Below are 16,681 nucleotides of genomic sequence, written 5' to 3' on the forward strand. Positions count from 1 at the left end.
TTCGGGCGACGGTGCGGTCGGGGCGAGCGCTACCGCCACCATAACCACGTCGCGGCCGCCGGGCCGGGTGGTCGGTCCGGCCGCCACGGGCGGCGCTACTCCTCCCCGAAGCCCTCGTCGACGACCTGGGCGACGGCGTCCAGGACGTGCTCGGCCTGCGGGCCGCTGGCCCGGACCGTCATCGTCGCCCCGCCGGACAGCCCGAGCCCGATGAGCGCGAGGACGCTGGTGGCATCCACGCCGTTGACCTCGACGCGGGCGTCGAAGCTCGTGACGAGGCGGGCCAGCTGCGCGGCAGGCCGGGCGTGCAGCCCGAGCGGGTTGTGCAGCTGGAGGACCCGCTCGAGGACGTCGTCGCCCGGCGCGGGCTCCTCGCGCCCGTCCCGGCTCGTGGCGGCGAAGGACAGTGCGGCCTCCTCGGCGGCGCGCCGCACCTCCTCGGGGCCCGCGCCGCCCTGCGCGGCGACGGCCGCGGCGACCGTGCCCTCGACGAGCGGCGCGTCGGCGAGCAGCACCCGGTCGTCCTCGACCATCTCCAGGACGGACTCGGCCGTCATCGTCGCCGAGCCGAGGTCGGTGAGGACGACGACGCCGTCAGGGCCGTCGGCGGTCAGCTCGCCGACCGCCGTGAGGAGCTTGTCGAAGCTCGTGCCGATGCGGCCGTCGTCGGTCCCGCCGGCCGGGCGGAGCCGGACGTCGGGGGCCATCTGGGCCGCGACCTCGCACAGCCCCTGGGCCAGCTGCGCGGAGTGGGAGACGACGACGATCGCCGTCGTCACGGCCCTGTTCCCGCTCCGTCGGCCGCGGCGTCCGCGGCGGCGCGCAGGATGAGGGCGCTGGACTGGGCGCCCGGGTCGCGGTGTCCGGCCGACCGCTCCCCGAGGTAGCTGGCGCGCCCCTTGCGGGCGACCAACGGCTCGGTCGCCTCCGCACCGGCCGCGGCGGCGTCGGCGGCGGCCTCGAGGGCGGCGCGAGCGCTACCCCCCTCCTCGGCCACGGCGCGGGCAGCCTCGGCGGCCGGGCGCAGCGCGTCGACCATCGTCTTGTCCCCGGCCTCCGCACGGCCCCGCGCGATGACACCCTCGACGGCGGCGCTGAGCAGCGCCGCGACGGCGGACGCGTCGACCGGGCCGTCGCCCACGGCGGTCGCGCCGCGCAGGAACGCGGTGCCGTACAGCGGCCCGGCCGCTCCGCCGACGGTGGACATGAGGGTGGTGGCGATGAGCTTGAGCGCCGCCGTCGGGCTGTCCGGGGCGGCGTCGGCGAGCTTGGCGCTCACGGCGGTGAAGCCGCGGTCGAGGTTGTCGCCGTGGTCGCCGTCGCCGATGGCGCGGTCCAGCTCCATGAGCGCGATCCGGTTCTCGGAGACGGTCTGCTGCGCGAGCTCGGCCCAGCGCAGCACCCAGGAGGTGTCGAGCGTGTCCATGCGGTCCTCACATTCCCTGACGCAGTGCCACGGTGTGGGCGGGTGCGTCCCACAGCGTGATGAGCTCCTCGTCCAGCGGCATGACGCTGATGCTCGCGCCCGCCATGTCGAGGGAGGTGACGTAGCTGCCGACGAGCGAGCGCACGACGCTCGCGCCGCGCTCCTCCAGCAGGCGCCGGGCGGCGCCGTACAGGACGTACAGCTCGAGGGCGGGCGTGGCGCCCATGCCGTTGACGAGGAGGAGGACCTCGCGGCCGGACACGTCACCGAGGTCGGCGAGGACGGCGTCCAGGAGCAGTGTGGCGGTCTCGTCGGCGGAGGCGGCCTTGACGCGGCTGCGGCCGGGCTCGCCGTGGATGCCGATGCCGAGCTCGACCTCGTCGTCCTCGAGGTCGAAGGACGGGCGGCCCGCGGCGGGCACGGTGGGTGCGTGCAGGGCGATGCCCATCGTCCGCACCGCCCGGGCGGTGCGCTCGGCGACGGCGACGACGGCGTCGAGGTCGTCACCGCGCTCGGCGGCGGCCCCGGCGATCTTCTCGACGACGAGCGTGCCGGCGACGCCGCGGCGCCCGGCCGTCCACGTCGAGTCCTCCACGGCGACGTCGTCGGCGACGAGGACGCTGCGCACCGTCATGCCCTCGGCCTCGCCGAGCTCGGCGGCGACCTCGAAGTTGAGGACGTCGCCGGTGTAGTTCTTGACGATCTGCATTACGCCGGCGCCGCCGTCGGCGGCCTGCATGGCGGCGAGGATCGGCTCCGGGCTGGGTGAGGTGAAGACGGCGCCGGGAACGGCGGCGTCGAGCATGCCGACGCCGACGAAACCCGCGTGCAGCGGCTCGTGCCCGCTGCCGCCGCCGGAGACGAGCCCGACCTTGCCGCTGACCGCGCCTCCGGCACGGGAGACGAACAGCGGGTCCGTGCTGGCGGTGAGGACGTCCCCGTGGGCGGACACGAGGCCCGCCACGGACTGGGTGACGACGTCACCGGGGTCGTTGATGAGCTTCTTCACTGCAGCCTCCCTCGGCGTCGTGGGACGGCGCTCAGCCGCGCCGCAGCAGGAGCCGCGCCTCCCCGACCAGCACCACCGAGCCGGTGACGAGGACGGCCCCGCCTGGTTCCCCACCGTACTCGGCCCGGGCCGCCGCGAGGTCGATTGCCTCGTCGATCCTCTCGGTGACGTGGACGCGGTCCTCGTCGAAGATGTCCCGAGCGAGCTCGGCGAGGTCCTCGACGTCGTGGGCACGGTCGGTCGCCGCGCGCGTGATGACGATCTCGGTGAGCATCGGCTCGAGTCCCGAGAGGATCCCCTCGGCGTCCTTGTCGGCCATGAGGCCGACGACGCCCACCACGCGCCGCAGGTCGAAGGACTCCTCGAGGGCCTCGCGCAGCACCTCGACACCCGCGGGGTTGTGGGCGGCGTCGACGAGGACGGTCGGGCTCGTGCGGACGAGCTCGAGGCGACCGGGTGAGTCGACGGAGGCGAGGGCGTGCTCGACGACCTCCCCGCTCAGCGAGCCCCCGCCGAAGAAGGCCTCGACGGCCGCGACGGCGAGCAGGGCGTTGCGCGCCTGGTGGGCGCCGTGGAGGGGGAGGAACACGTCCGTGTAGGTCGCCGCCGGGGTGCGCAGGACGAGCATCTGCCCGCCGACGGCGAGCTGCCGGTCGACGACCTCCATGTCCTGCCCGTCGACGACGAGCCGGGCGCCCAGCGCGTGGGCGGCGTCCCGGACGACAGGGGTGACCTCGTCGTGCTGCTCGGCGCTGACGACCGTCGAGCCGGGCGTGAGGATGCCGACCTTCTCGCCCGCGATGGCCTCGAGCGTGTCCCCGAGCCACTGCTCGTGGTCCCGGGAGATCGACGTGAGGATCTCGACGGTCCCGTCGGCGACGTTCGTCGCGTCCCAGCGCCCGCCCATGCCGGTCTCGACGACGGCGACGTCCACCGGCGCGTCGGCGAAGGCCGCGTAGCCCATGACGACGAAGACCTCGAAGAAGCTCAGCCGCGGCCCGCCCGCGGCGCGGGAGCGCTCGTCGACCATCTCGACGTAGGGCGCGACGTCCTCCCACGTGCGCACGAAGGCCTCCGGGCTGATGGGCTCGCCGTCGAGGGCGATGCGCTCGCGCACCGTCGACAGGTGCGGGGAGGTGAAGCGTCCGGTGCGCAGACCGCGCTCGCGCAGCAGCCGCTCGACGACGCGCGCCGTCGACGTCTTGCCGTTGGTGCCGGCGATGTGGATGACGGGGTAGGCGCGCTGCGGCTCACCGAGGAGGTCGAGGACCTCCCGGACCCGGTCGAGGCTGGGCTGTACGTCGTGCTCGGGCGCCCGGGTGAGGATCTCGGTGTAGATCCGGTGGACCTCCGTCTCGGCCTGGGCCCGCGCGACCGGGTCGACGACGACGGTCGGGTCGGAGGAGGCGCGGACGTCGTCGATCACCGTGGGGTCCGGCCCGCTGAACAGGCCCGAGGCCACGAGCTCCTGGGCGGCGCGGTCGTGCTCGGCCTGCACCTCCCGGGCCTCGAGCTCGGCGCTGTCCGGTGTCTCCGCGCTCGCCGGCGTGGGTCCGCCCGACGCCGGCGGGGCGGCGTGCTCGTCCGTCCGCCGGGAGAGCATCTCCCGGCGGGCGCGGTCGGTCCGGTCCTCCGGACGCTGGTCGTCGCGGTCTGTCACGGCTGTGCCACCTCCAGGCGGACGGCGATCTCGTCGGTGGGGCTGACGTCGACGGTGAGGGAGACCGCGAGGGTCTCCTCGGTGACGAGGTCGGCGTGGTTCTCGATCCAGCGCGCGTAGCGTCCGGGGACGTCGACGGCGAGGGTGATGCGGTCGGTGACGTGCAGGCCGGCGGCCTTGCGCTCGTCCTGCACCCGGCGCACGACGTCGCGGGCCACGCCCTCGGCGAGCAGCTCGTCGTCCAGGGCGGTGTCGAGGACGACGAAGCCACCGCCGTCGAGCACGCCCGCGGCGCGCTCGTCGCCGGGACGGTCCTCGACCTCCGTGGTGAGCGTGTACTCCTGCTCCTCGAGCGCGATGCCGTCGACGACGACGCCGGTGGCGGTCTGCTCCCAGGCGCCCGAGCGGGCTGCCTTGATGACGCGCTGGACGTCCTTGCCGAGCCGCGGGCCGGCGGCTCGGGCGTTGACGGTGAGCTTGGTGTAGACGCCGTACTCCTGGGCGGCGTCGTCGGCGAGCGAGCGCAGCTCGACGGCCTTGACGTTGACCTCGTCGGCGATGAGCCGGGTGAAGGGCTCGAGCGCCGCCGGGTCGTCGGTGACGACCTGGAGGGTGCGCAGCGGCTGGCGCACGCGCAGCCCGCCGGCCTTGCGCAGGCCCAGGGTGGTGGACACGACGTCGCGCACCCGGTCCATCGTCGTGACGAGCTCGTCGGCCGAGAAGGCGTCGTCGAGGACGGGCCAGTCGGTGAGGTGGACGCTGCGCCCACCGGTGAGCCCGCGCCACACCTCCTCGGTGATGAGCGGGGCGAGGGGCGCCATGACGCGCATGAGGACCTCGAGCGCGGTGTGGAGGGTGTTGAACGCGTCGGCGTCCTCCTCCCAGAACCGGTCGCGGGAGGTACGCACGTACCAGTTGGTGAGGACGTCGAGGTGCTCGCGCACGGCCTGGCAGGCGCCGGGCACGTCGTAGGCCTCGAGCATGGCGCGGACGTCGGCGGCGAGCGTGCGGGTGCGGGCGAGGAGGTAGCGGTCCATGACCGGCAGGCCGGCCGCCTCCTCCGCGGTGACCTCGCGGCCCACGGCGCCCTGCCCGCCGTTGGCGGCGCCCGCGTACAGGGAGAGGAAGTACCACGTGTTCCACACGGGCAGCAGCACCTGGCGCACATTCTCCCGGATGCCCTCCTCGGTGACGACGAGGTTGCCGCCGCGCAGGATCGGGGAGGCCATGAGGAACCAGCGCATCGCGTCCGAGCCGTCGCGGTCGAAGACCTCGTTGACGTCGGGGTAGTTGCGCAGCGACTTGCTCATCTTGCGGCCGTCGGAGCCGAGGACGATGCCGTGGGAGACGGACGTGGTGAACGCCGGGCGGTCGAAGATCGCCGTCGCCAGGACGTGCAGTGTGTAGAACCAGCCGCGCGTCTGGCCGATGTACTCGACGATGAAGTCGCCCGGGTTGTGGTGCTCGAACCACTCGGCGTTCTCGAAGGGGTAGTGCACCTGGGCGTAGGGCATCGACCCGGAGTCGAACCACACGTCCAGGACGTCGGGGATGCGGCGCATCGTCGACGTGCCGGTCGGGTCGTCCGGGTTGGGGCGGGTGAGCTCGTCGATGAACGGACGGTGGAGGTTCGGCTCACCGTCGCGTCCCACCGGCAGCCGCCCGAAGTCCGCCTCGAGCTCGGCGAAGGAACCGTAGACGTCGATGCGCGGGTACTCAGGGTTGTCGGAGACCCACACCGGGATCGGGGTGCCCCAGTAGCGGTTGCGGGAGATCGACCAGTCGCGCGCGCCGGCCAGCCAGTTGCCGAACTGGCCGTCCTTGATGTGGTCGGGCACCCAGGTGATCTGCTGGTTGAGCTCGACCATCCGGTCGCGGAACTCGGTGACGCGGACGAACCAGCTCGTCACCGCCTTGTAGATGAGCGGCTGGCGGCAGCGCCAGCAGTGCGGGTAGGAGTGGTCGTAGGTCTCCTGGCGCACGAGCACGGGCCGCTCGGCCTCGGGCCGGCGGCCGATCGGGCCGGTGGCGTTCTTGAGGTCGGCGATGATCGCGCGGTTCGCCTCGAGGACCTGCGTGCCCGCGTAGTCGGCGACCTCGGAGGTGAAGCGGCCGCCGTCGTCGACGGGGACGACGGTGCCGATACCGGCGGCGGCGGACACGGCCATGTCGTCCTCACCGAAGGCCGGGGCCTGGTGGACGATGCCGGTGCCGTCCTCGGTGGAGACGTAGTCGGCGGTGAGGACGGTCCACACGTTCTCGCCCAGGCCCTCGCGGCCGACGAAGTAGTCGAAGACCGGCGCGTAGCGGCGCCCGGCGAGCTCGCGTCCCGTCGTCGTCGCCACGACCTGCGGCTCCTCACCGAGCTCGCGGGCGAAGGCGCCCACGCGGGCCGCGGCGAGCAGCACCCTCTCCCCCGCGAGCGCCCCCTCGGAAGGGACGACGGTGACGTACTCGACGTCCGGCCCGACGGCGAGGGAGAGGTTGGAGGGCAGGGTCCACGGAGTCGTCGTCCAGATGAGGGCGAGCTCGCCGCTCTCGAGGCGCAGCCCCACGGTGACGGCCGGGTCCTGGCGCATCTGGTAGACGTCGTCGTCCATGCGCAGCTCGTGGTTGGACAGCGGGGTCTGGTCGTTCCAGCAGTACGGCAGCACCCGGTAGCCCTCGTACGCCAGGCCCTTGTCGTAGAGCTGCTTGAAGGCCCAGATGACCGACTCCATGTAGGAGGGGTCCAGGGTCTTGTAGTCGTTCTCGAAGTCCACCCAGCGCGCCTGGCGGGTGACGTAGTCCTGCCACTCCCCCGTGTAGCGCAGGACGGAGTCCTCGCAGGCCTTGTTGAAGGCCTCGATGCCCATCTCCTCGATCTCGGACTTGTCCGTGATCCCCAGGGTGCGCTCGGCCTCGAGCTCGGCCGGCAGGCCGTGGGTGTCCCAGCCGAAGCGGCGCTCCACCCGGCGCCCGAGCTGGGTCTGGAAGCGCCCGACGACGTCCTTGACGTAGCCGGTGAGGAGGTGGCCGTAGTGCGGCAGGCCGTTGGCGAAGGGCGGGCCGTCGTAGAAGACGAACTCGTTGCTGCCGTCCTCGCCGGCAGGCCGGTTGTCGACGGAGGCCTGGAAGGTGCCGTCGGCGGCCCAGTGCGCGAGCACTCGCTGCTCGAGCTCGGGGAACCGCGGGGAGGCCGGGACCTCGCCGCCGGTCTGGTGGCGCGGGTAGCGGGGGGTGGAAGCCATGGGTGGTGGTGCTCCTCGTCGTCGTGCGCGTCGATGCGAGGACGACGACGTACCCACCCTGGGCGGGTCCGCTGCCGCGGTACCACCTCGCTTGCCGTCGGGTCCACGGCCGGGGCCGCGGCCCGGGGCCGCTCTCGTGCGGGATGACGGTCCGCGACCGGCCGGTTCTACTGGGAGCCGGGGCTCCGTTCTTCCGGCGGCTCACCGGTGATGGCCGGGTCGATGCCTGTGCCGGGAAGTGTAGCCGCTCGCGGCGGCCGCGCGGTGAGCGGGCGGCACATGGGGAGTTCTCCCTATGCGCTGCGCTGTCCCTCGCGGGCGGCGCTCGCCATGATGGTCCCCGGCAGACGTGCACCGGGCACGTCATCGGCGAGAGAGAGGCGCACACGTGGTCGACCTGTTCATCGACGGCGACGCCCTGGCAGCCACGAGGACGACGCTGGAGAACATCCGCTAGACCTTGTCCGGCGCGGCCGGGGCGATGTCCGCCGTCCCCGGGGACGTCACGGGGCACGACGCCCTTCGGCAGCAGCTCAGCAGCTTCGGCGAGGAGTGGAACCACGGCATCGGCGAGCTCGCCGAGGTCTCCGGCAACGGCGCCGAGGGGCTCGGCGCCATCGCGCAGGGCTTCGCCGAGCTCGACGCCGCCCTCAAGGCCTCCCTCGAGAGCGGTGAGGGCTGATGGTCGCCAGGTCCTTCCCCGCACTCGGCTTCGACCCCGCGCCGGGCAGCCTCGTCTCCGCCGAGTCGGTCGCCGAGCAGGTGCGCACGACCGCCGCGCGCATCCGCGAGGCCGCGGACGTGCTCGGTGGCACCGGTCAGCAGAACTGGCAGGGCGAGACCGCCACCGCCTTCCACGAGACGATGTCGGGCGAGCTGACGCCCAAGGTCGTCACGGCGGCCGACAGCTTCGAGGCGGCGGCCGCCGCCCTGGAGACCTGGGCCTCCTCCCTCGTCACCTTCCAGCAGCAGGCCGAGGATCTCGAGACCCGCGCGGCGACCGCGATCACCAACGTCTCCAACGCGGCGGACGACCTCACCGCCGCCCGGCAGAGCGAGGACCCGGACGTCGACACCGACGGGCCGGCGAACCAGCTCTCCGCGGCGACCTCCGAGCTCGAGCAGATCCGCTCCGAGGCCTACGGCCTGGCCGAGACCTACGCGGGCGAGGCGGAGTACGTCGCGAGCTGCCTGTCCTGCGCCGCCGGCGACGCCCCGGACTCGAGCATGTGGGACAGCTTCACCGACTGGCTGGGGGACGTCGAGGACTGGTTCCAGGACTATGTCCTGCCGGTGCTCGAGGACATCATCGACATCCTCGCGGTCGTCGTCGCCGTCGCGGCGATCATCGCGCTCATCGTCTCCGGCCCGGTCGGCTGGCTGGGCATGGCCGGCCTCATCCTCGGCGGCGCCGCCGTGGCCGTCGACTTCCTCCAGTTCGCCGGCGGGCGCGAGGACGCCACCGAGATGCTCACCGGGGCGCTCGGTCTCCTCGCCGGCGCGGGTCTCGGCAAGATCGTCCAGGGGCTCGGCAGCCTGGCGGCGAGCTCGGGCGGGATGTCGGGGCTGGTCCCGGCGGTGGCGGGCATCTCCCGGGGGACGGGCGGGGCCGGCGCCACGGCGACGGCGGCCCTGTCCTTCAACCCCGTGGGTCCGCTGGCGACGTGGGGCTACGTCACCGGCCGCACCTACGAGGAGAGCAAGAACGTCATGGACACGAGCGAGAACCTCAACGACATCGGCAACCCGGTGAGCCGGACCGTCGAGCGCTTCGGGAACCTCTTCGGCGGGCACGGCTTCGTCACCGCCGAGCAGCAGCGCGACATCGACGATCGGAACGACTGATGGACACGACCGCTGCTCAGAAGCAGTTCTGGGTCCCCACCCCGCCCGGCTGGGTGGAGATCGCCGCCTTCGACACCGACGCGCGCGCCGAGGCGCACTGGCGCGACATGATCGAGCCCGCCCGCGAGCACCTCGGCGACGGCCCCACCGACCACCTCTACCTCGGCCTGCGCGAGGCCCGGGCGGCCGTCGCCCGCAGCGGCGTCACCTCCGCGGGCGTCGTCGTCACCGAGGTCGACGACAAGCCCGCCGTGTGGACCTTCTCGACGACGATCGAGAAGGTAGCGAGCGGAGAGGTCAACCCGGTCGCGCTCGTCGAGCGCGCCGTCGGGACCGCCGGCACGGTCGAGCGTGTCGAGGACATCACGCTGGTCGACGGGCGGACGGCGGTGCAGGCCTTCCTCACCCTCAGCCCGGAGACCCGGCTGGGGCGGGCGCACGGCTCCGCGACGGCACCGGCCGGCGGCACCGGCACCCCGCCGGTCGAGCGGCTCGGCAGCTGCGTCGTGGCCGTCGCCCTCCCGGGACGTCCGCACGACCTCGTCCTCGTCACCGGCAGCTCCCCGGACCCCGAGCACCGGCCGCTGCTCGCGCACGTCGTCAGCGCCATCGCGGCCGGCGTGCACGTCGGCACCGAGCCGCCGGAGGGCGTCGCGCGCGCCAGTGGTGTGCTGCCGGTGAACGAGCCGGCGGGCACGTGAGGTTCCTGCCCGCCACGGTGGAGCCCTACGTCGTCGCCGCGGAGCGCGGGGAGACGACCGGCGCCCGTCGCCCGGCCGTCCGCGCCGTCGTCGCCGAGTACACGAGCGGACGGCGCCTGCTCACCGGCGTGGCGCTGTGGCTGGGCGTCGTGGCGGCACTCGTGGTCGCCACGGTCGGCTGCGTGGCGGTGCTCGCCACCGTCGTCGGCGGGGACCCCGTGACCACCGGTGTGCTGGGCGGCCTCACCGTCGCCGTCGCCCTCGCCGGCGGCTGCCTCGCGGCGCTGCGGGGCCGTGACCTCCTCCGTGCGGGCGCCCGCCTGTCTCGGGCGGCGGAGGCGTGGATGACGAGCGGCCCGGCCCGGCACCCGGGCCTCGGGCACCGGGTCCACGGCCTGCTCTCCGCGCTGCGGCCCGAGCTCTTCGCGCGCGTGGTCCTGTGCAGCCTCAGCGGCCTGGCCGCCGTGCTGGCCGCGAGCGCCGTGGGCTTCAGCCTCTCGCGCCTCGGCGGTGACGCTATCGACGTCGCCCTCAACGCCACGCTGGGCGTCGCCTGCGCGGTGCTCGCCGTCGTGTGCGCGGTCCCGGCCGTCGCCCTGTGGCGCGGCTCGCGCCGCGTGCAGCGCGGCCTCATCCACGACCCGGCCGCGACGGCGTACGGCACTGCCGGATAGCGCACCCTCACCGGACGGATCACCGGACGGGGCTTACGGGACGTCACGGCTCGAGCGAGCCCCCGGCTGCGCGTCTGACCAGCCGGTTCCCGTTGATGGTTCCCCTATCGGGGCGAGCGAAACGAGCGTCGGAGACGAACGGTCCGCCGCCGCTCCGACCTGCAAACCGGAACGTAGTTCGCCACTGGCGATGTACAGTCGGAACCGCTCGGGCCGGCCTCGAACGCTGCTGTTCGCTTGTGGAGGTGCATCGGATGTCATTGGGAGCGAGCCATGAGGCGGCTGGCCAAGCTCTGGGGTACTTCCAACAGTGCATGCGCGCGCTCGCTGAGCTGGGGAAGCGAGCATCGGTCGATCCTGCCGTCGTGCTCCGCTTGGAAGTCTTAGACGACATAGATTTTAACTCCGGCGGATCCGCGTCGGAACTCTTGCAGACAAAGCATCACCTCGGTGAGACGGAGAAAGTAACAGCGAAGAGCGTAGATTTCTGGCGCACCATGAATGTGTGGATGGACCTTTCTCTCGACGAGCGGCCTCTTCTACGAATGGTCACTACCCAGATCGCTGATGAGGACCTCGGCTTGCTTCGGCCAGGGGCAGACAGGGATAGTCCGGAGGCATTGCGAAGGATCGTCGAAGCGGCAAGCGCTTCAGGCAACAAAAAGTCCCAGCCTTGGCGCGACCGTTTCCTTCAGCTGGACGCAGTGGACCAGCTCGAACTCGTCGACCGAATCGTCATAGATGACGCCACGCCAAGCGCTAGCGGCTTGGACTCGGAGTTGATTCAGACTTTTCGCTACGCGGTTACACCTGGAAAAGAGAAGGCCTTCTTGGCTCTCCTCAAAGGCTGGTGGGCAGGGATCGCCGTTAGATTGCTCGATCGCACATTGCCTGCTGTAACGGGAAACGACCTGGCGGTCGAGGTCGCGGACATCGTTGATCAACTTAGACTGGACAACCTCCCGGTGGACCCGGATGTGCGGCAGCGGTTCGATGAATCGATCACCGAAGCTTATAAGGACCGACAATTTGTTCAGCAACTCCTGTGGGTTGCCCTCGACCGAGAGCGTCTATGGAAGGCAATCCGCGACTATCATCGTTCATACTCACAGCGCTCCTTCTGGCTGCGCTACCAACTTGTCGGTGAACAGGAACTCGACCGTTTCGCGTTCAAGTTGTACGACGAGTGGGAACAAGTTTTCGATGCTGAAGTTGGCAGGGCTCTAGATGGGGGCCGCACCGCAGAGGAAGTCGGGCAAGAGATCATGAGTCAGCTTGCGCGAACTTCGAGGGCCAGGCTGCGCGACCGCTTCGACGAGCCGTGGTTCAACCGTGGCATGTTCCAAGCGCTGGCCGACGGCGAACTTGGATACCGGATAGGTTGGCACCCCGACTTTCAATCTCGCTTGGAAGGCCTGCTCACCGGTGCAACAGTCTGAGACCCCCGTCGACGGAGGTGGACGCGCGCGCGCGCCGGAGGCGGTCGCGCTGTTCAACGAGGCGTTCACATCCGAGCTACTCGTCAATGCAGCATGGGCAAAAGAGCAAGACAGTGACACGGGCCTTAGCTGGCCAGCATGTTTTCTCATTCTTCCGCTCGTCCTCCACCCCCCGACCCGTGAATCACTACCGCGGAGTCCTTCAGTTACATTGACCGCGTGGGCGGTTCGTAACGCCGAGTTGTCTCAGAGCATCGGCGCCCGCGTTGCTACGACGGTCGATCAGACAAAACGAGCCCTTCGGTTCGGAATGCGCTCGGGTCGGTTGGCGCTTTCAGGTACAGACGTCATGGCGATCGCGCGACCAAGAAACCCAATTCGCAATGAATGGCCAGAGGAACTGACCAACGCGGTCCGCGCTGCACGCGTCTCTGGACGCTGGTTCCGGGCTACCGACGTGTACACGGCATTCAACCTCCTCGGAATGGGCAACTAAGTGCAAATTGTTTCCATCGGCGTGTATGGCCACCACGGAGAGCATCGAAAGGTCGACTTCGTTCCTGGTCAACTGAACATTCTGACCGGCAAGTCAAAGACCGGCAAATCCGCCCTCCTCGACATTGTCGAGTTCTGCCTGGGACGCGACACTGTCACAATTCCGACCGGTGTTATCAGCGATAAAGTATCCTGGTACTCAACACTTGTTCAGTTCGACAATGAGCGAGTGTTGCTTTGCCGCCCGAATCCAGAGACGGCTAGCACTAATAGGGCAATGATTACCATCGGTGACCTCGCCCTGGAGGCCCCGAGCTCGAGCCGACCGTTGGAAGTCAACGCGGACACCGAGGTCGTAAAGGACGTCTTGAGCGAGCGCCTGCGAATAGAGAGGTTCCGAATTGAACCTGATCGAGGGTCGCTTCGCCATCCCTTTGAGGTTTCTAGCAAGCAGGCGTTGCTGTTCTGCTTCCAAAGTCAGAACGAGATAGCAAATCGCGCGGTCCTGTTCCATCGCCAGAACGAACCCGAAGTGCGCCCCACCATCCGTGGGGCACTGCCGTATTTCTTAGGAGCGTCAACTCCCGAACAGTCGGCAATCCAACGTCAGCTACTCCAGGCTAGGCGCACGTTGCAGCGACTGCTGATTGAAATTCGAGCGGCAGAGGCGGAGCTAAGTCAACGGGATGACCGCACTTTCAATCTCCTGAGGTCCGCCGTAGCGCTGGGTCTTTTGAGCGAGTCGGACCAGGTAGGGAATGACCCCGACCATGGGCGCGACCTGCTCGAGCAAATCCTGCATTACGAATCCGAGTCGGTCGACACGACTCTCAGCACGGAGGCTGTGGCGCGCCAGGCAGAACTACTTGAGGAGGGTAGGGGGATTCGCCGGCAACTTCGAGAGGTTGACGATCGGATCGCTCTAATGACGCGCCTCGAAGCGGAGCAATCTGATGCGACCTCAGAGTTGGCGATTCAGCGAGATCGACTAAGCGCTCTGGAGTTCATGCGCCCTCGAGAACGTCATGCAGCTGGCCATGCAGGTACATGCCCGCTGTGCGACCAAGGTCTCCCGCAGTCTGATGAAACGATTGAGTCACTTCAGGCACTGTTGAGCGACTTGGACACTCGGTTGGCAGCTTCTCGTGGCTCAGCGGCACGCAGGGAGTCGGTGATCGATGATCTCAAGGAGTCCAGGGAGCATCTGCTAACAGCGCTCCGTAAGAATGCGGCGGATCTCGATGCTGCGGCGATACAGAATCAGGAACTGTCGGAAGGGCGCGAGCGGCGCGAGCAAGTGGCTTTCTTGAAGGGCCGAGTGAGCCAGGAACTGGAGCGTGGAGTTCACGTCGAGGGCGGGGTTGAGGAATTGCGCGTCGCGGAACGCCGCGCACGTGGGCAGGTGGCTCGCTTAGAAGAGCTCTTTGAAGCCGACGATCCAACTGAGTCACTTCGGCGAGCCATGGACGGGCTGAGTGAGTTGATTACCGACTACGCCCGGAGCCTTGAACTGGAGGGGTCTGAGCACTATGCGCGTCTGGACCCAGGAGAACTGACCGTTTCGTACCGGCGCCCGGGGGGCCGCGTCCCTCTAGCACGTATGGGGAGCGCAGAGAACTGGGTGGGCTACCACCTCGCGGCACACCTTGCTCTGCACCATTGGTTCGTTACAAAAGACCGGCCAGTGCCAAGGTTCCTCATGCTGGACCAGCCCACTCAAGCTTTCTTCCCCGAGGAGGTCGTGGACGCTACTGACGATGAGGACGCCGACTGGGGAGCGGTGCGGCGTCAGTTCGAACTCCTGAAAGACGTTGTCACTTCGCTCGGTGGACGGTTTCAGGTGATCGTGTGCGACCACGCGAATTTGGCGGACGACTGGTTCCAAGATGCCGTAGTAGACAACTGGCGTAACGGCGTCGCATTGATCCCTGACGATTGGCCATCGAAGGCAACTTAGCGGATCCGCAAAGTGCGAGGGGGGCGATCCGAGTCCGTGGGCGCGGCACGAACCTGCTCTCCCCGGCGTGCGACTGGTTACTCCCCCTCTGGTTCCATAGCAAGGACTGACTACTGAAGACGGCCACGACCGGCGGGGAAGCGGGCACAGACTCGCCGTAAGACGATCCCCCTGCGGTCAGCCGATGCGCTCATTGCGGCATGACCGGATAACAGGCCGCCCGCACCCCAACCCAACCGGACCTCGCCCCGCTGAAGCGAAGCGTGGCCCGCGCCGGCCCCTCGACGCGATCTGCTGCTCGGCCTGGCCAGGTCCAGGTTGAGACGGTCGAGAGCGACGAGGGGCTAATGTCGGCCCGACCAGGGCGAACGGCTGCTTCGTGTTTGTAGATACTGACTTCCTACGCGTCGTTAGGGGCTGCCGCTAATCAGGGAGATTCCTGCCTCCTGGGCGTACTTGATTAGTAGGCTGACGAACGCGGAACAAGACACCATCATGTAGCGAGCCATCGCTACATCGCTCTTGGGAACTTCGATAGATGCGTGCCGGATGCCGTCCGCGTCGCTCGTGTAGCCGTAGATCGCCTTCCATCCGTTTATAAGCGCAGGATGGATCGTGACGCCACTCTTCTCGAGCTTGCTGAGTGCGTCACCCAACGTACCCTTTTTCCCATTGATAGAGCCGCATACCGACTCCACCGCTGAGATGGCTTCCTTGATCGTGTTCGACGCATCGGGGTTGTCGCGGTTGCTCATTATTGCTAGCGCCCGCGTGAGGTGGTGACGCGCTCCAGGAAGCCCCTCAGTGTCTGTGAGCGCCGCGCGGACCGCCTCCACGTCTGTGCTCGCGTGAAGCTCGACCACCTGCCCGTCGATGATGGTCCAGGCGGAGAGGTGCTGTTCGAGGGCACCGTTTACGAGCTCAGAGAAGCCAGCGAACCCAGTGTCACCATAGTGCTCCTCAGAAGCGAAGTGCTGGATCAAGTCGTAGACATGATGCCAGTCGGCGCGCTGGATGGACGTCTTCAAGTAGGCGAAATATTGACGGACGTAGGTAGGGATTTCGTCTATTGGCTTGCCCTGGCTCGCCCAGTGCCGAACCAGGGGTACGTGATCGAAGGAGTCCGTCGACGACTTTCGTAACCTGTCTTGAAAGACGAACAGTCGGTTCCAGATGGCGTTCCGAAGACGGCCATCCATCTCCTCACGCTGGAGCGTGTTCGGGATGGGCTCATACCCGTATTGCTGCGAGAAGTTGGAGGCCTTCACGTTGGGCGCATCTGTCATGCCTTGAGTGTCGCATGTGTCGGGAAGCACGCGGCGACCGTTGTCCAGAGCCCCATCCAGGCAACGGGAAGCACTGGTAGAACGGCCCCAGGAACAGCGCGCGACACCTAGCCGTGGCAGTTTCGCCGAGGAGGCCACGCGTGCATCGCGGGCACAGTGATAGCGGTGATGACATTGACCTCGACGCAAGCCGTAATCGCGACTGGGCACGGCGCTCGGGCGCGCTTGGGCGCTGACGAGGTGACGTGAGGGTGAGGTTGTGTGCGGCTACTTAGAACAGGATGCGTTGCAGGTGATGCCGGGCGCCAGGCCGGCCTTCGGTGGCGTCGAGGGCCGCGTGGACTGCGTCTACGTCGCTGGAGGGGTGAAGTTCCCCTACACGCCCCTCTATGATCGTCCAGGCCGGGAGGTTGTCCCGCAGGAAGTTGTTGATCATCTCGGCGAAGCTCCGCCCGGCATTCTCTCCACGTAGTTCCTCTTTGGTGAAGTGCTCTATGAGGTAAGACTCAACCATGCGCACGTCCCGAACATCCCCGTCCAAGGTTTGCTCGTCACGGAGCTGGGCCAACACCCACTCGCGCCCCCGGATGGTGAAGCGCGCGCCGACTGGGAGGGCGGAGGCGGCGAACACGAAGCGAGCCTATGGGGCGGACGTTCGTTTCCGGGGCATTACCGAGCGCCTGGTTCAACTGCCAACGTCGCCCGGGTCACCACGGTCCGGTCCCGGGGCCAGCCGCGGGGGGCCCTGACCCCAGTTCTTGGACACGCTGAATCCAGCATCTGCTGGGAGAGCGAGATGATCAAGGAACTATGGCCAGGAAGAACTACTCCGAGGAGTTCCGTCGTCAGGCCGTCGACTTGTACGAGTCCACCCCGGGGGCCACGGTCCGCGGTATCGCTGAGGATCTGGGCATCGTGCGGGGCACGCTGCGCCAGTGGCTCCAGGCGTACGGGACCGG

Annotated in this window: 15 protein-coding genes; 8 read left to right on the top strand and 7 right to left on the bottom strand. The window is 68.9% G+C overall.

The genetic code is table 11. The annotated features are described in order from the left end of the window. Nucleotides 1–95: 95 nt before the first annotated feature. The 5 genes from dhaM to ileS are packed head-to-tail and all read right to left on the bottom strand — an operon-like array spanning nucleotide 96 to nucleotide 7,325. Entirely contained in the window at nucleotides 96–779 is a 684-nt protein-coding gene (gene dhaM, locus DSZ44_RS09465; protein ID WP_110852367.1) for a dihydroxyacetone kinase phosphoryl donor subunit DhaM, read from the bottom strand. Beyond that, nucleotides 776–1,426 (bottom strand): dihydroxyacetone kinase subunit DhaL, encoded by a 651-nt coding sequence (gene dhaL, locus DSZ44_RS09470; RefSeq protein WP_110852368.1) that lies wholly within the window; start codon nucleotides 1,424–1,426, stop codon nucleotides 776–778. The genes dhaM and dhaL overlap by 4 nt, the downstream gene beginning before the upstream one ends. Before the next feature lie 7 nt (nucleotides 1,427–1,433). Continuing rightward, a complete protein-coding gene (gene dhaK, locus DSZ44_RS09475) occupies nucleotides 1,434–2,435 on the bottom strand; it encodes a dihydroxyacetone kinase subunit DhaK (RefSeq protein WP_110852369.1) in 1,002 nt (333 codons plus the stop codon). A gap of 31 nt (nucleotides 2,436–2,466) precedes the next feature. After that, nucleotides 2,467–4,038, bottom strand: a complete 1,572-nt coding sequence (locus DSZ44_RS09480; RefSeq protein WP_110852405.1) for a bifunctional folylpolyglutamate synthase/dihydrofolate synthase — start codon at nucleotides 4,036–4,038, stop codon at nucleotides 2,467–2,469. Nucleotides 4,039–4,091: 53 nt separating this feature from the next. Then, nucleotides 4,092–7,325, bottom strand: a complete 3,234-nt coding sequence (gene ileS / locus DSZ44_RS09485) for an isoleucine--tRNA ligase (protein WP_110852370.1) — start codon at nucleotides 7,323–7,325, stop codon at nucleotides 4,092–4,094. A gap of 481 nt (nucleotides 7,326–7,806) precedes the next feature. On the opposite strand from ileS, the gene DSZ44_RS09490 reads away from it, so the two are divergent. The 7 genes from DSZ44_RS09490 (at nucleotide 7,807) to DSZ44_RS09515 (ending at nucleotide 14,436) form a co-directional block, all read left to right on the top strand. Continuing rightward, on the top strand, nucleotides 7,807–8,007 hold the full coding sequence (locus DSZ44_RS09490; protein WP_146237509.1) for a hypothetical protein: 201 nt from the start codon (nucleotides 7,807–7,809) through the stop codon (nucleotides 8,005–8,007). Beyond that, complete coding sequence (locus tag DSZ44_RS09495) at nucleotides 8,007–9,170, top strand: hypothetical protein (protein ID WP_110852372.1); 1,164 nt, start codon at nucleotides 8,007–8,009, stop codon at nucleotides 9,168–9,170. The genes DSZ44_RS09490 and DSZ44_RS09495 overlap by 1 nt, the downstream gene beginning before the upstream one ends. Beyond that, complete coding sequence (locus DSZ44_RS09500; RefSeq protein ID WP_110852373.1) at nucleotides 9,170–9,871, top strand: hypothetical protein; 702 nt, start codon at nucleotides 9,170–9,172, stop codon at nucleotides 9,869–9,871. The genes DSZ44_RS09495 and DSZ44_RS09500 overlap by 1 nt, the downstream gene beginning before the upstream one ends. After that, on the top strand, nucleotides 9,868–10,545 hold the full coding sequence (locus DSZ44_RS09505; protein WP_110852374.1) for a hypothetical protein: 678 nt from the start codon (nucleotides 9,868–9,870) through the stop codon (nucleotides 10,543–10,545). The genes DSZ44_RS09500 and DSZ44_RS09505 overlap by 4 nt, the downstream gene beginning before the upstream one ends. 314 nt (nucleotides 10,546–10,859) lie before the next feature. Next, nucleotides 10,860–11,984 (top strand): ABC-three component system protein, encoded by a 1,125-nt coding sequence (locus DSZ44_RS09510; RefSeq protein WP_146237510.1) that lies wholly within the window; start codon nucleotides 10,860–10,862, stop codon nucleotides 11,982–11,984. Next, nucleotides 11,971–12,480 (top strand): three component ABC system middle component, encoded by a 510-nt coding sequence (locus tag DSZ44_RS19025; RefSeq protein ID WP_220035147.1) that lies wholly within the window; start codon nucleotides 11,971–11,973, stop codon nucleotides 12,478–12,480. The genes DSZ44_RS09510 and DSZ44_RS19025 overlap by 14 nt, the downstream gene beginning before the upstream one ends. Then, a complete protein-coding gene (locus tag DSZ44_RS09515) occupies nucleotides 12,481–14,436 on the top strand; it encodes a DUF3732 domain-containing protein (protein WP_146237511.1) in 1,956 nt (651 codons plus the stop codon). It abuts the gene before it with no gap. Nucleotides 14,437–14,846: 410 nt separating this feature from the next. Here the strand turns inward: DSZ44_RS09515 and DSZ44_RS09520 are convergent, their stop codons facing one another. Both DSZ44_RS09520 and DSZ44_RS09525 read right to left on the bottom strand, forming a co-directional pair. Beyond that, a complete protein-coding gene (locus DSZ44_RS09520; protein WP_146237512.1) occupies nucleotides 14,847–15,722 on the bottom strand; it encodes an AbiJ-NTD4 domain-containing protein in 876 nt (291 codons plus the stop codon). A 271-nt stretch (nucleotides 15,723–15,993) separates the two neighbouring features. After that, nucleotides 15,994–16,353 carry a hypothetical protein gene (locus DSZ44_RS09525; RefSeq protein WP_110852378.1) on the bottom strand — a complete coding sequence of 120 codons (360 nt, stop codon included), beginning with the start codon at nucleotides 16,351–16,353 and terminating at the stop codon, nucleotides 15,994–15,996. A gap of 179 nt (nucleotides 16,354–16,532) precedes the next feature. Here DSZ44_RS09525 and DSZ44_RS09530 point away from each other — a divergent pair. Then, a partial coding sequence (locus tag DSZ44_RS09530) for a transposase (protein ID WP_146237513.1) occupies nucleotides 16,533–16,681 on the top strand: 149 nt, incomplete at its 3' end.

Source organism: Georgenia satyanarayanai (genome assembly GCF_900116375.1).
Classification (GTDB): Bacteria; Actinomycetota; Actinomycetes; order Actinomycetales; family Actinomycetaceae; genus Oceanitalea; species Oceanitalea nanhaiensis.